Genomic DNA, 16,187 nt, shown 5'->3' with positions numbered 1-16,187 from the left:
AAAGATAATGTTAAACAACACATTCACGAAAATAGATGTATAAAATATTTTTCTGACAGTGAGAAAAGCATATGTTTGCTAAAAGAACACCTTTAAAAACATACTACCATGAAACTTATACTCACAATCTCTGCGATGATCCTGTTCCTGATAACGGGATGCGAAAGTGGCAAGCAACCGGCTAACGACTTTTTAACCGTGGATATCACGGCAAATTATCCGAAGAAGGAACTGATTCTTCAAGACTTTTTGGATGTGGAATACATCCCATTAGAAACGAATGAGGAATTCATAACCTCAGCCAGCATGCAAGCCATCGGCAAAAATCTCATAATCCTTAGAAACAAGAACGGACAAGACGGAGATATATTTATCTTCGACCGGACCGGAAAAGGCCAGAGAAAAATCAACCGCAGCGGCCAAGGTAGCCAAGAATACACGAATATCGGGTCTATTGCCCTCGATGAGGAGAAAGGTGAGCTGTTTATCAACAACTACTACTCGAGCCAGTTTATCGTATACGACCTGTCCGGAAACTTTAAGCGAACTTTAAAGTACGATAAAGATTTTAATTTCAATAGCGGGAAGACATACAATTTCGATCAAGACAACTTAATCTGCTACGATGAGATTGGCAATTATATAAATCTGAGAAAAAGCGCATTTTGGCTCCTGTCCAAACAAGACGGGAGCATTGTCAAGGAAATCGAACTCCCTTATGAGCATAAGATATCACCGTTTTTATCGAAAGGAGGTTGGGCCGCGGGACCTCGTAATACCGAATTAATTTCCCAAAATGGAAGTTGGGTTTTAGTAGAGCCATCTACAGATACGATTTATAGTTATTCGCAAGATCACTCTATCAAACCCTTTATCGTAAGGACTCCACCTATCCGCTCTATGGCCCCGGAAGTATTTCTTTATCCAAGTATTCTTACCGACCGGTATTATTTCATGCAAACAACAAAGAAACAATGGGATTTTGAGAAAGAAACCGGATTCCCCAGAACCGACTTGGTATATGATAAACAAGAGGACGCTATCTTTGAGTGTGTCGTATATAATAACGATTTCGTAGATCAGACACCCGTTAATATGTGGTACGAACACGGAATACTAAAGATCATCAATAACGATGGGATCGCTTTCATAAAGAAACTAGAAGCCAATGAGTTGGTGGAAGCCTACGAGAAAGGTAAGCTGAAAGGCCGATTGAATGAGATCGCAGCGGGATTGAATGAGGAATCCAACCCCGTGATTATGGTGGCTAAGTATAAGGAGTAAAAAACTTCTTACTTATTGTCTATTTTTCCAGACTTGTTTTTTATTCGTACATGTTTTTCGGAAAACACGTACGTGAATTCCCAAAAACACGTACGTGAATCCGTGAAAACATGTACGTGTTTTTACGGAAATCCGACAAGCATATTTATCTATCTTATTATCAGCGAATTATAAATAGACTTCATAGTAAGATATTATTGTTGAAAATTTACTTCTAAAGATACGGTTCCTCTCCTATATTTTATGTAACTTTGCTTATAAGTCGCATAAAATATAGGACGATATGAACCAGACAATTTATCCCATCGGCATACAGAACTTCGAGAAAATTCGCAAGGACGGCTATCTCTATATTGACAAGACAGCCTTGGTCTATCAATTGGTTACTACCGGACAGTATTACTTCCTCAGCCGCCCCCGGCGCTTCGGGAAAAGCCTGTTGCTGTCCACGCTGGAGGCCTACTTCCAAGGGAAAAAGGAGTTGTTCGAAGGACTGGCCATGGAGAAACTGGAAAAGGACTGGAAAGAATACCCGATCCTCCATTTTGACCTGAATATCTCCCAATACGACTCTCCGGATAGCTTATACAAGATATTAAACGACATCCTGTCCCGGTACGAAGACGAATATGGGACACGTCCCTCGGAAGTGACCCTGCCCCTCCGTTTCGCCGGAATCATCGACCGGGCCTACCGCAAAACCGGACAAAGGGCCGTGATCCTGATAGACGAGTACGACAAGCCCTTGCTACAGAACTTGCACGACGAGGAGATGCAAAACCGGCTCCGGAACATGCTCAAACCCTTCTACGGCGTATTGAAGACCATGGATAGGGCCATCCGTTTCGCCCTGCTCACAGGTGTGACCAAGTTCGGCAAGATAAGCGTGTTCAGCGACCTCAACAACCTCATGGACCTGTCGATGGATAATCGGTACGTCGAGATATGCGGCATCACAGAGAAAGAGATACATGCCTATCTGGAAGACGAAGTGAAGGAACTGGCTGATACCCAAATGACGACCTACGAGGAAACCTGCCTAAAACTCAAGCAACGCTATGACGGATACCATTTCACCGCCAAGTCCGAGGGTATATACAATCCATTCAGCCTATTGAATACCTTCGCTAAGATGGAATTCGGAGACTACTGGTTCGAGACCGGAACACCCTCCTACCTCGTGGAGCTGCTCAAGCACACCCATTACGACCTCTACGAGATGGCCAACACGGAAACCGACGCCGACGTGCTCAACAGCATCGACTCCGCCTCGAACAATCCCATACCCGTCATCTACCAAAGCGGGTATCTTACCATCAAGGGCTATGATCCTGAGTTTGGCATTTATCGACTGGGTTTCCCGAACAAGGAGGTGGAAGAAGGTTTCGTCAAATACCTACTTCCTTTCTATACGAGCATACAAGCCTCTAAGACCCCCTTCGAGATCGGACAGTTCGTTCGGGAGATACGGTCTGGCAATTACGACGCCTTCTTCCACCGCCTCCAAAGCTTCTTCGCCGACACACCCTACGAGGTGATCGCCGGGCAAAAGCCGGAACGAGACACGGAGCTGCATTACCGGAACGTCCTCTTCATCGTCTTCAAGCTGGTCGGCCTGTACACGCAAGTGGAGTACCATACCTCGAACGGGCGTATAGACCTCGTCTTGCAAACCGATCGCTATGTATATATCATGGAGTTCAAGCTCAACGGAACCGCCGAGGAGGCCCTGCGGCAGATCGAGGAGAAAGGCTACGCCCTACCCTTCGCCGGAGACGACCGGGAAGTCTTCAAGATCGGCGTGAACTTCTCTTCCGAGACCCGCAATATCGAGAAGTGGCTGGTTGGGTGAAAAAGTCATGTTTTTATCCAGATATACTTACTTTGCCGATACAGTATATATCCTATGCCCGGAGAAGATATACTTCAAGTGGCATCGAAGTATATTTCTCCCCCAAAAGGCTCCTCAAGTGAATAACTAATCATTTCCCAACTCGTAAGCTTACGGCTACCCCTACTCGTAAGTTATTCACTTGACAAACCGTAAGTTATTCATTTGACAAGCCATAAACAGACAGTTTACACCTAGCGTAACAATCTGTTATTCAATGCATTTACAACATAAATAAAAACCGTTCAAAAAAGTCGGACTTTCCAGCCGGAATATCCTCGCCTTTTTGTATTATCTTTATCGCCAACAAATAATACGCAGATGAAGAAAAACATTGTTTTCCTGTTAATTCTAATACCTATTATATGGATCTCTTGCGACGGAATGGGCCATCAAACCATAGACTTCCGAAAAATAGAGAACCTTATGCCCCAACATCCGGATAGCGCCTTAATGCTCCTTGAGCAAATAGAGAACAAAGAAAACCTATCCCGAAAAGATAAGGCACATTATTATTTATTGCTGACGGAAGCGCAAGACAAAACTTTTGTTAAGCATGAAACCGACTCGCTGATCACGATCGCAACGGATTATTATGAGGAAACAGACGATCTGGAACGAAAAGCGAAAGCTTGGTATTATAGGGGAAGAATCAGCCAAGATCAGAACCATCCACTAAAGGCCCAAGAGTGTTATCTAAAAGCCTTACGGGATGAAGAATCGATAAAAGATCACGCTTTACTGGGAAGAGTAAATAACTATATTGGAATACTCTACACTTTTCAAGATGTCTACGAAAAAGCGTTATCTTTCCAGAAAAAAGCTGTCTCAAATTTTCGTGCGATTAACGATTCTATCGGTCAAGCTTACGCTTCACGTGATCTAGGCCGTGTTTATCAAATGCTAGCACTTCCTGATAGCGCAATCGCTTGCTACTTAGACGCAATTGCCCTAATACGATCTTTCGATGAATGGTCTATTTATTCGGAGTTAGGAAATTTATATATAGAAAAGAAAGATTATTCGCTAGCGAATCAGTATTTAATGAAAATGAAATCATTTTTGGATAGAATGCAAGCGAATAATTTTTCTGACAATATCGATTTTTCCTTTCATGCGACATTAGGAGACTATTACAATCAAGTAAATAAATTAGATTCCGCTTTATTCTATTTGAATATTTGCAAAGAACAAACGACAAGGCTAGACACACGTATTTCCGCATATGCCACCCTCAAAAAAATAGCCTATAAGCAAAATGACTGGAAGCAATACGTCCTGTTAGATCAGAAATATACAAGTATGCATGATTCTCTTCATGCACAAGGAGAAATGGAATCTATCCGGAAATATCAAGCACTTTATGATCATCAAGAGACAGAACTAAAACTAACAAAAGAACAAGCCAAGAATGCGGTATCTAATTTGAGGATCATAATCGTTATGATAGTCTGTTTTTTAGTAATTTCGCTATCAACTTATGCTTATTTTAAACACAAACAAGAAAAAAGTCAGCTAATTCTTCGACAACAAGAAAAAGATATCCAAAACAAAGAACGATTGTCCATCTATGAAAACCAGATTCACGACTATGAAGAACAAATAGCCTTGAATGAGCAAACTTTACATTCTTTGAAAGAACATTTACAAGATCAAAACTTGAAAATAGAGAGTTTGAATACTATGCGCACGCACTTGGAGAATGAGATACAATCACTCAAACATAAAAAGCATATTCAAGAAAACCGTGCGGAAGAGATAGCTTTTAAAAATTCATCATTATATGCACAATTCCATGATAAGAAAAATTGGACACCGGCCCCGGAAGACTGGCAAGCTCTTCTCGATAAAATCGATCTCATTTATCCTACGCTTGCTTCTACATTAAGTAAAACATTACCCGGATCAACCATCTCAGAGAAACGTTTATGTTATCTACTAAAGATACAAGTAAAGCCAACAGTTATTGCTCGATTGTTATGTTGTAGCGATACAAATATTACGATGCTACGAAAGCGATTATATAAAAAAGCATTCAACAAAGATGTTCCGGCTAAGGAGTTTGATAGATATATACTTGATATATAACACTTTCACATTTATTTTTTTACAAAACTGCACAAATTTTTATTACAAAATGTGCAGTTTTATAAAAACAAGTTCATCCTTAAAGTCTTACATTTGCCTACAAGAAAATTTAATACCATGAGAAAAAGATTTGCTATTTTATTAGGGCTTATAGCTCTTCTTTCTGTGCAGTTGGTCTATGGAGATCCGGTTGAGACACGAGGGAAATGGGGGGATAAATATTATCGCTCAATTAATCCTCTTCCACCTTCATTATCCATACAAGGGAACATTTTGAGTGTGGATTTTATGAATGCGCTTGAAAACCTAACCATCACTATAACCGACGAACAAGGTACTGTAATAATGGAAGACAACATCTCTGGTGAAACAGGAGAATGTATAACTATCATTTTAAACAATGAGAGTACAGGACGATTTTACGTAAAGTTAGAGCATCAGTTAGGTTGGCTTATGGGAGAATTCATCATACAAAATAATTAGGTATTATTCTTTATCATATGCAAGCTTCAGGATTAAACAGTATTATATAGTTGATCCATCACTATTGTGATAATCACTGTACAGTGCCCCCAATGATACGTTTTTCCTGAATGCTTGCATTGAACTATGTTATTAGGAATTCTAAGCGTAACCTAACAAAAATACTAAGTTTGTCATTAATCAAGAACTAATACATATTATGATAATCTACGACCCCAAAATAGCGATTCTCCTTATAGCTTTTAATCGATCAAATATAAAGCAAGTATTTGATCGCATCAAAGTGGTGAAACCGAGAAGACTATATATCGCAGTAGATGGATCAACTAATGACACACAGCGTAAAATAAGTAAGGAAACAACGTTCATTGTTTCCCACATTGACTGGGAATGCCAAGTATTTAAACTATATCAGGAAAAAAATCAAGGATACGACAAACACTGTTTTGATTCGATTTCTTGGTTCTTCGAGCAAGAGCCAGAAGGAGTCATTCTAGAAGATGATTGTGTACCTTCCATTTCATTCTTTGGTTTTTGTACGACATTGCTGGAAAAGTTCAGACACGATGAACGCATCGGACACATATCCGGAAGCAATTACCAATTCGGGAAAAACAGGGGAGACGGTACTTTCTATTATTCAAACCTAACCCACGTATCCGGATGGGCTGGTTGGAGAAGAGTTTGGCAAGAGCACTGCCTTCACGAAAACAAGTACGACCTTTTTAAACAATTAGATTACTTATCAAATTTACCCTCTCACGCTCCATTCCAATATCGTTGGAACAGACTCTTCAATATGGCGAATCATGACAATGAAGGTTTTTGGGAGGCCAAATATGCTTACACAAACCTTATCAATAATAGATTATCGATCATTCCAAACAAAAATTTAATAACAAAGATCGCATATAATGACAAAACGCCCCATGCCATAAAGAATCATCCTTTTACAAACATCAAAAACGAGGAAATCGACCATATTGTTCATCCATCTTTCATCTGTCCGGACATAGAAGCCGATTTATATTCACAAACCAAAGAATATAATACATCTTTCGAGGAACTGTATATGCCTAAAGAATACTTTTACTTAAAAGAGCACTTTGTCACCGCAATCCGAAATAATCATATACATCCTAAAATTCCACAGATCATTCATCAGATCTATGAGGATTTAGCGGGACCACCTCCTTCTTTAGTCGAGATTTCCCAATCATGGAAAGAGCTAAATCCCGATTGGGAGTATCGGTTTTGGAATAAAAATGATATAGAGACATTTTTGAAAACCTATTATCCGGAATTTATTCCGGCCTATAATGCTTTTCCACATAATGTACAACGTTGGGACGCAATCCGGTATTTAATACTTTATAAGTTTGGTGGTCTATATGTAGACATGGATTATGAATGTACGGAAAATATCACTCCTATATTATGTAATACAGAATGTGCCATGGGATTGGAACCGGAAGCTCACGCTTTCCGTATCCATGTGCCTTACATTGTTGGAAATGCTTTTATGGCGACAGTTCCGGAGCATCCTTATTTCAAAGAGCTGATCGATACTGTATTTTGTACTGAGAAAAATAGCAACATGTACTCTGATCTTTGCGAGTTGATTCTTAATACAACAGGCCCCTGCATGACCACTCAAGTATACAAAAACAGCAATTATCAAAAGCGTGTGACATTAATTCCAGCAGAACTAATAGCACCTCTAACCTATACAGATATAAAAACAATCATAAACAATGAAACAACCAAGAATGTAGAGAGTAAGATAGAGAAGTCATTTGCCATACATTACTTTTTCGGCAGCTGGCTAAACTAATAGAAAATAACTGATAAATAGATGTTGTTATGAACCCCATTGAAGAGTCGATCTACCAATATATAAATAATATAATTGAAATTTCAGAAGAACAAGAACCTCTTCTGATTCAATATTGTAGAATGTTTTCTGCGGTTATTACTGGTAGTTTTTACGTACTAGATATATCAAAAAAACGTTTCATCTATATCAAACCGGATGATTTATTACTATGTGGTTATTCTGTAAAGGAAGCTATGAAACTTAACTTTGATTTATTTCCTCTGATTATCCATCCTGAAGATCTATCTTTATGGAACAACTTTTTAGAAATTATCCCTCAACACCTACAAGCATTACATGAAAAGCGAAATGAGATAGATCATATTTCATGTACAGTCCGCTTGATTCGTAAGAACTCTTATACTAAAGATCCACTATCACAAGTGCTCTACCAAAGAATGATTCCTGTTTGGAAGAATGAAAAAATAAGCTATTTAATCTGTTCTGTAGAAAGTGTAGCATATAAAAAAAACGGCTTCTACTTACATTACAAAAACTCGCTAACTTATGAAAAATATGAACCTGCAGTCGGTTCTTGGAGCACACATACAATGAGTCTCCTAAACGAGCGGGAACGAATTTTATTAAATCTTTCCCGGCAAGGACTAAATTCAAATGAGATTTCAGAAACCTTATGTCGTAGTAAACATACGATACAAAATCAAATCAAGGCCCTATTCGTTAAATTGAATGTTCATTCTATACAAGAAGCCATCGAAAGAGCAAACCATTGTAACCTCCTACACCCATACAAAGAAAAAAAGATCGATTTTCCAAATGAAACAATACATAGCTCCCCCAAAAAAATCAATAAAAAGTTGATGTGTGAAATACAAATATTATTAGATAAAGGTAAAAGCATCCGCTCAATTGCTTCCATGGTCGATATCGCAGAAAGTACAATTCGCAGTTGGATCATAAAGAAACTACTAAGAAGGTGAATTTCTGCGCAAAAAAAACAAAAAAAGCCCAAATAGACTATTGTTTTTGCGCATTAAATACTATACATTTGTAATATTACTTCTGTAAAGAACAAATTATTAACAATCTAATAACGAATAGTTATGGAAAAAGACAAAAAGCAAATCCTTGGAAAATTAAAGCTGAATAAGCTTAGTGAGAATGAGTTGGAGAAACGTGAAATGAGAATCCTAAAAGGTGGATCTGATTGTCCTGATGGCTGCTCTCCAAATACCAGCATATCGAATGCAACTGTTGATAAGTATTCATAATCTACTGCTATCAACATCTACGACTAGTATTATCTTATTACAAAGACTCCAAGTTGTCATATTCAAGGTCTTTACCGACCTTGAATATTTTTTGAATGTAATGCATAGAATGAACTTTTTGTTTAATTAATCTACTATAATGAAATCAATAATACATTCCACTGAAAATAACAACTTCTATTTGTATGATACCCAACGCATACTATCTATGTTAATACATCCCGAATTAAAAAAAATTCATGAAAAGTCGACAGATATAAATATAGATGCTTATTATTTGAAAAAATACTCTTATCTTGTAAATCATGGTTTTTTTGGAGAAGCAAAACCTTTTGAATTTAAAGCTAATATTAGCGAAAATAGCATAAAGGAAAATATCACTCAAACGAAAGTTATTGTATTTGAAATAACAGATTATTGTAATTTAAAATGCAAATATTGTTCACTAGGTGATTTATACAACTTCTCAAAAAAAGAATCCAAAAATATAAATATAAAATACGCTTTAAATTTCCTAAGATACATTTTCAATGTAAAACATAAAAAGACCAAATTAACAATTAGCTTTTTTGGGGGGAGAACCACTTGTCAATTTTCCTGCTATACAACAAATAATAGAAGAAGCGAAACTTTTAAACAAAAACAAAAAATTGGACTTAATGTTCAATATGACAACAAATGCCACCTTAATACACAAATATATCGACTTTATAGTTGAAAATAATATAGAGTTATTAATCAGTTTTGATGGAAACGAAAAAGCTCATAGTTATCGTACCTATGCAAGCAACAACAAAAATTCATTTCATGATGTTTTAATGAATACCGATATGATAAAACTAAAACATCCTAGTTATTTCGATAAATATGTGAATTTTAATGCAGTACTAAATAATCGCAATTCCATAAAAGGAATTTACGAGTTTATTTATAATAGATATGGTAAAATTCCAAGAATATCACAATTAAGCTCAGATCATATAAATCTTAATAAAAAAAATATTTTTGATGATATTTTTCATTCCAGAAAAATAAGCGAGAAGGAATTCCAAAAGGAAGGATCTGACGTATTACCCATAGTAAGTAATCGATTGATCCCATTTAATGAATCAAAAAAGTTTTTGAAACATTATTCTCTCAATTTGTATCTTTCAAACACACTCTACTTATTGTATGATTTGATAGATTCCTTCCCAACGGGAACTTGTTTGCCCTTTCAAACAAGAATATTCTTAAACACGCACAATAACTTGTTACCTTGTGAAAAAGTTAGCTACAAAAACTTTTTAGGCAAAGTAAATGATCATGTATTTATTAACATTCCTGAAATTGTACAAAGGTACAATTCTTATTATGTACACTGCAAAAAAGTTTGTCAATATTGCTACGGAGGAAGAGCTTGCTCCACTTGCTTATTAAGTTTGGATAATCTGGATCAACTAGGTGTAGAGGAATTTGTTTGTCCAGACTTTCAGAATCAAAAAACATTTGAAGATAAACTAAATCGCATTTTTTCATATTTGGAAAAATGTCCTAGTGAATTCTTTCAAATAATTAATCATTTAATAACAGAGTAATGGAAAGAACAAGTGACTATTGGTTTATGATTGAGCCTTATGTGCATATAAACATTGCAAATGGCTATATGTTATTGTATAACACATTAGACAAAGAAACCATAATCTCTAATAATGAAAAAGTAATTAATCTATTAGAAGAATTACTTCAAGATGAAAATTGCGGTGTTACCATATTGAAAAATGAGCAATATAGACAAAATGATATACATTCTTTTATTACAAATTTAAGAGAAAAATACATGGGAGATATTATAGATATATCTTTATCTAAAGGGAAACCTATACAAATATTACCACATACTAATTTCTGCAATAAACGTAACGAAAAGTATAATTTTATAAAAAATGCCAACTTATTGCATTTTTTAAACGAAATAATCATTCATCTTGATCATATCTTAGATCAAGATAAGCTAATTGATTATTTGCAGTCAATGCCAGATAATATAACATATAGCATCAGTGGGGATTTAAAACACATTGCTAAATTTGACAAGCTTGTTGATTTTTTGAATCAATATAATTCGTCAAAAAAAATAATATGCAATTATATTAATTTTGCAATTCCAGCATCAGTATGCAAAAATATTTTTTTATACAAAATACATATTCATTTTCCTATAGATATAAAACAATTAATCATAACTACACAATCGTTAAAAGATCAGAATAATCTATTTGAACTTATTTTTGATATAGCATCTTTAGATGATTATCTAAAAGCTTGGGAAATTATCGAAGAATATCAAATTGACAAATATCAATTTAATCCAATATACACAGGGTATAATATCGATTTTTTCAAAGAAAATGTTTTTCTAAAAAAGAGCGATATATTATCTACATCAATGTCCATTAAAGACTTTTTTATCAAACAAATGATAAATAATAATGACTTTGGGAAAATCAACATAATGCCAAATGGAGATGTGCATTCGAATATAAATTATCCAGCATTAGTCAACATATGTACTCATAGTATTTTTGAGTTAATACAGAAAGAAATAGAAGAAGGAAAATCTTGGCTGCGAGTACGCAATCAAGAGCCTTGCAATGCATGTATTTATCAATGGCTATGTCCGTCTCCTTCTGATTATGAAATAATGATTGGGCAAACTAACCTTTGTCATGTAAATATTCATAATCCAAATTGTGAGAATCTTTAATTCTAAAATATAAAAAGTAATGAAAAATAAAATTATAGCATTATCTGTCCTCCTTTCTATTTTGAGTGGAGGCTGTGTAAATATGCAACAAAGTAAAGATTTGCTCACAATAGATGTCACAAAAGATTACCCTCAAAAAGAATTTGCTCTCCAAGATATATTTGATATAGATTATATCCCGCTAGACACCAGTCGTACGTTTACGACTATGGGGTATATGCAAGATATCAGTAAGGATATGATTATTGTCAGAAATCTGAAATTATCTTCAGATGGTGATATATTCATTTTTGACCGAAAAGGGAAAGGTATTAGAAAAATAAATAGGCAAGGTTCTGGTTCCGAAGAATATAGCTTTCTTTTGCGAGTTACCCTAGATGAAGAACATGAAGAATTATTTGTAGTTGATAATCGATCTAAAAAAGTATATATATATGATCTACAAGGTAATTTTAAACGAAGTTTTAAAAATATAGAAGGGGCATCCTATGATCGGGTTTTCAATTTAGGAAGTGACTATTTAATCTGTAATGATGGAGACAATTTATTTACCGATGAAATCAAAAACATATTTTATATTATCTCAAAACAGGACGGAAGACTTATCAAAGAAATTCATATTCCATATGACAAGAAAAAAACCAGTTTAATTATTAATAAGGAACAGACTAAATCTGCAAGACCTCGAAATGAAGAATTTGTTCCATTTCATGATTCATGGATTTTAATGGATCACTCATCAGATACGATATATCGGGTTTTTACTGATAAAAGAGTTGTCCCTTTTATAGCAAGAACTCCTTCCATACAATCAATGGGAACCGAGATATTTCTATATCCATCAGTTCTTACTGATCGCTACTATTTTATGCAGACAGTAAAAAAAGTATATGATTTTTCAAGTCGGGTAGGACTTCCAAGAACAGATTTAATGTATGATATGAAAGAAAATATTATCTATGAATACTCTCTTTATAATGCTGATTATGTGCATAAAGAATTTGTAAGTTTGGGTTATGGAGGAATAGCCTTTATAAATAAAGAAATAGCCTTTGTTAAAACATTAGAAGCACCTGATCTAGTTGATGCCTATAAAAATGGGAATTTAAAAGGCAAATTAAAAGAGATTGCAGCCAGCTTAGATGAGGAATCCAATCCAGTTCTTATGATTGCAAAATATAAACAAAAGAAGTAACTGCCTAGAATAATTATTATGGAACTAACAAAAATTGCAGATTGGCTTCTTTTAAATGGGACATTAACAAAATGCCCAGGATTACTACATGGCAAGTTAGGAATAGCTATTTTCTTCTTCCATTATGCTCGTTATACAGGAAAAACATTATTCGAAGAATATGCATGGGATTTGATCATGGCAATCCAAGAACAGCTCCATGTAAATTATCGTCCAGATTATGAGAAAGGCATAGCTGGTATTGGGGTAGGGATCAACTATTTATCCTACAATAATCTTATTGAGATTGAGGAAGATTTATTTGAGGATTTCGATAAGCGGATGTACCGAGCCGTCATTCACGACCCTTTCCCTAATTACAGTCGTGATGAAGGATTGATTGGATATGGATGGTATTGGCTTCATCGTGCCAAAAGCCAAATGAGCAACGAATGTTTATCTTTTATCACAGAGAGTATCAAAAATAATAGAAATGATCTATCAGCAAATGAACAACAAGACATATATCTTTTTTTGCGTGCACACACTAGAGAATTAGAGTCGAACAGAATATTTCCGAAGCTTAAACCTAGTTTAACATTGGAGAATATGGGGTTATCTGGTGGTTATGCAGGTGAGGGCATGTATAGATTGACTGCCCTTGGAGCAATTGAGACTTCGTGGCAACAGCTTTTATAATATAAGTTGTAAGTATATTCTATCAACATACCATAAAAATGATTAATCTATATATTTTCTCGAACAAAAGTCGAGGTGGCTTATACGGAGTAGGTACCTATATTCGTGAATTGATTACCGCCTTGCGAAGTAAAAGTAATAGTATCCACATCCATGTAGTTCACATATTATGTGACCAACTTCAAATCGAAAAAAAAGAAGTGAAAGATGTTTCATACTGGTATTTCCCAGAGCCGATCTCAAAAGAATGGAATCTTCTAGATCAAGAACAACGAAAAGTTTACTCTCGGAATATTGTCTATCTACTCAGAAATTATATTCAAGACCAAAAAAATCTAGTTTTTCATTTAAATTCATACAGAGATAAATCACTTGCATTAGAACTAAAAATTGCATTTGATTGCAAAGTGATTACTGTCACTCATTTTTCTGAATGGAGTTCAGTTATTCATGATAACTTAGAAAAACTTCGAATTATCTTACGAAAAAAAGAAACAAATGAATTGGAAGATTTAATCCAAAAATCATTCGAGGAGGAAAGGACATGTTATGAAAGAATGGATCAAGTGATCAGCCTGTCAAACTATATGCAAGAATTATTGTATCACGATTATGGAGTAGATATAAATCGTATAATAATTATTCCAAACGGAATGAGCGACAAGATAAAAGAAGAAGTTGACCAGAAGAGATTACGAAAAAAATGGCACTTGTACCCAGAAGAACAAATGATTATTTTTGTCGGACGGTTAGAAGAGATCAAGGGAACTCATTTCTTGATTCGAGCCTTTCAATTAATTTTACAAGAAAGCCCCAATTGCCGTTTATGGATAGTTGGTGATGGCGATTATCAAAATTCTTTCTCCGAAGCCAATCCTATCTTCTCCAAAATAACTTTCACTGGTTTCGTTGATCAAACCTCGCTTTTTGAGTTATACCGTTTAGCTGATGTCGGTGTCGTACCTTCCCTATTCGAGCCTTTTGGTTATGTACCTGTCGAAATGATGATGCATGAATTACCCATCGTCGCAACCGCCACATCCGGGTTGAACGAGGTCGTAGACGAATCTTGCGGATTGAAAGTACCATTAATAGTATCTCCTGATAGTGTAGAGATCGACACCTCCCTGTTAGCGCAGAAGATCGTCTACCTATTACAGAACCCGAAAGAAGCGAAACGACTCGGGAAGAACGGTCGCAAACGGTATTTGGAGAAATATTCCTCGGAAGTATTCGGGAAAAACATGATCGCATTTTATAAATCCTTATTCCAAGAATGTAAATAATAATCAACGAACCTGATACTATATGGATACGCTCAATCAAATCGACATATCGATCATTATCCCGATATATAACGTGGAGAAATATTTGACGGTTTGTATCGACTCGTTGAAGAACCAAGGTGGCCTTCGTATGGAGATTATATTGGTTAATGATGGCTCGACTGATTTGTCAGGGGAAATTGCTGATGAATACGCTAAAAAAGAGGAGCGTATCAAAGTGATTCATCAAGAGAACGGGGGAGCATCCGCAGCCCGCAACGTTGGTTTGGATATTGCCACGGAAGAGTACATCGCTTTTTTAGATAGTGATGACTGGATTAAAGATGAATCATTATCTCTTTTATATGATGAGGCGGTGAAACATCATGCCGATGTCGTGATGGGAAATATGTGGCTATGTCATCAAGACGGAAGTATGGATAAACCTTTTAAATGTATTTCCAACGGATCTATAAAAGAATTGCTTTCCGGTAAAGAAAGTTTCATAGAATTAGTCAAAACTTGTTTCTATTTGCCCATGCCCTTCAAATACATATACAATAGGAAATATCTGCATAAAATACAGGCTCGTTTTGAGGAAGGCATCATGCATGAGGATGAGTTATGGTGTCCCATCGTCCTTTGCCAAGCGGAGAGGATGGTTATCACCAACATTGAGTTTTATTATTACCGCCAGAACGAAGAATCGGTCATGCATACGACAAGCCTAGCCCAAAGGCTGAAATCATTATTTCAAGTTACTGAGGGATTGATTAAATTCTCTGATCAATTTGTTTCCTCTAAGACGAGCGTTGACTTGAGAAGCTGGTGGTATGTAAACATCCTCAGGCTTTATTCTAAGGCATTCACACTACTTCCCAACATAAAAGATTCCTCATACATAGTACACAAACATTATCTGGATCGATTTTGGAGGGATTGCGGGCAAATGATTCCGGAATCTATACAAAGATGCAGAAATTATTACTACAAGGCAGAAGCCGGGCTGAAAGAATATACGGATTGGCGTGTGTCTGATTGGGTAGCAGGCGTAGATTGCCAAATAAAGGCTGGTAAAAAAGTGATGCTCGTATTCAACACGATAAATGGGGAAGATCTACAGTTGAAAATAGAGGATGTACCCGTTGATTGGGTGATAACCACCGACAGGAAATATTTCCAACAGGCGACTATAGTCGTTTTCCACCTTCCCACATTGCATTATGAGCTAGAGAATGATCAGGATAAGCTGGAAGGACAAACATGGGTCAGCTGGCATCTGGAGTCCGAAAAGGATGATCCGGGAATCAACGATCCGGAAATAAGCGAACTATTCGACCTTTTGATAAGTGACCCACAAGATAGCGAGGGTGAACAACATCCATTGCTAAGACTGTGCCGAAATTATGTAAATAATGGATAGAATTCCATTCACCGCTATAAGTTTTG

Annotated in this window: 14 protein-coding genes; all 14 read left to right on the top strand. The window is 36.1% G+C overall.

Annotated elements, in window-relative coordinates; all coding sequences use genetic code 11:
• The first annotated feature begins 108 nt into the window (after positions 1-108).
• The 14 genes from NBH07_RS09270 to NBH07_RS09205 all read left to right on the top strand — a co-directional run bounded on the left by NBH07_RS09270 (position 109) and on the right by NBH07_RS09205 (position 16,161).
• Positions 109-1,284, top strand: a complete 1,176-nt coding sequence (locus NBH07_RS09270) for a DUF4934 domain-containing protein (protein WP_009016496.1) — start codon at positions 109-111, stop codon at positions 1,282-1,284.
• Positions 1,285-1,567: 283 nt separating this feature from the next.
• Positions 1,568-3,136, top strand: coding sequence for a PD-(D/E)XK nuclease domain-containing ATP-binding protein (locus tag NBH07_RS09265; protein ID WP_005860543.1), 1,569 nt, complete (start codon positions 1,568-1,570; stop codon positions 3,134-3,136).
• A gap of 360 nt (positions 3,137-3,496) precedes the next feature.
• Complete coding sequence (locus NBH07_RS09260; RefSeq protein ID WP_005860541.1) at positions 3,497-5,263, top strand: tetratricopeptide repeat protein; 1,767 nt, start codon at positions 3,497-3,499, stop codon at positions 5,261-5,263.
• Between the two features lie 117 nt (positions 5,264-5,380).
• Positions 5,381-5,746 carry a DUF3244 domain-containing protein gene (locus NBH07_RS09255; RefSeq protein ID WP_005860539.1) on the top strand — a complete coding sequence of 122 codons (366 nt, stop codon included), beginning with the start codon at positions 5,381-5,383 and terminating at the stop codon, positions 5,744-5,746.
• A 199-nt stretch (positions 5,747-5,945) separates the two neighbouring features.
• Positions 5,946-7,580, top strand: a complete 1,635-nt coding sequence (locus NBH07_RS09250; protein WP_005860537.1) for a glycosyltransferase family 32 protein — start codon at positions 5,946-5,948, stop codon at positions 7,578-7,580.
• A gap of 29 nt (positions 7,581-7,609) precedes the next feature.
• Positions 7,610-8,563 (top strand): helix-turn-helix transcriptional regulator, encoded by a 954-nt coding sequence (locus tag NBH07_RS09245; protein ID WP_005860535.1) that lies wholly within the window; start codon positions 7,610-7,612, stop codon positions 8,561-8,563.
• A gap of 123 nt (positions 8,564-8,686) precedes the next feature.
• A complete protein-coding gene (locus NBH07_RS09240) occupies positions 8,687-8,854 on the top strand; it encodes a TIGR04149 family rSAM-modified RiPP (RefSeq protein ID WP_005860533.1) in 168 nt (55 codons plus the stop codon).
• 139 nt (positions 8,855-8,993) lie between these two features.
• A complete protein-coding gene (locus NBH07_RS22600; protein ID WP_232284049.1) occupies positions 8,994-9,572 on the top strand; it encodes a hypothetical protein in 579 nt (192 codons plus the stop codon).
• Positions 9,457-10,431 carry a radical SAM peptide maturase gene (locus NBH07_RS09230; protein WP_239138954.1) on the top strand — a complete coding sequence of 325 codons (975 nt, stop codon included), beginning with the start codon at positions 9,457-9,459 and terminating at the stop codon, positions 10,429-10,431. The genes NBH07_RS22600 and NBH07_RS09230 overlap by 116 nt, the downstream gene beginning before the upstream one ends.
• On the top strand, positions 10,431-11,600 hold the full coding sequence (locus NBH07_RS09225; RefSeq protein WP_009016498.1) for a TIGR04150 pseudo-rSAM protein: 1,170 nt from the start codon (positions 10,431-10,433) through the stop codon (positions 11,598-11,600). Before NBH07_RS09230 ends, NBH07_RS09225 begins: the two co-directional genes overlap by 1 nt.
• A 19-nt stretch (positions 11,601-11,619) precedes the next feature.
• Complete coding sequence (locus tag NBH07_RS09220; protein ID WP_005860525.1) at positions 11,620-12,795, top strand: DUF4934 domain-containing protein; 1,176 nt, start codon at positions 11,620-11,622, stop codon at positions 12,793-12,795.
• 18 nt (positions 12,796-12,813) lie between these two features.
• A complete protein-coding gene (locus NBH07_RS09215) occupies positions 12,814-13,473 on the top strand; it encodes a lanthionine synthetase LanC family protein (RefSeq protein WP_005860523.1) in 660 nt (219 codons plus the stop codon).
• A 38-nt stretch (positions 13,474-13,511) separates the two neighbouring features.
• Positions 13,512-14,759 carry a TIGR04157 family glycosyltransferase gene (locus NBH07_RS09210; RefSeq protein ID WP_005860521.1) on the top strand — a complete coding sequence of 416 codons (1,248 nt, stop codon included), beginning with the start codon at positions 13,512-13,514 and terminating at the stop codon, positions 14,757-14,759.
• 22 nt (positions 14,760-14,781) lie between these two features.
• Entirely contained in the window at positions 14,782-16,161 is a 1,380-nt protein-coding gene (locus NBH07_RS09205) for a glycosyltransferase (protein WP_009016499.1), read from the top strand.
• Positions 16,162-16,187: the final 26 nt, after the last annotated feature.

Source organism: Parabacteroides sp. B2-S-102 (genome assembly GCF_023656665.1).
GTDB lineage: Bacteria > Bacteroidota > Bacteroidia > Bacteroidales > Tannerellaceae > Parabacteroides > Parabacteroides distasonis.
This window is presented reverse-complemented; position numbering and strand designations above follow the sequence as displayed.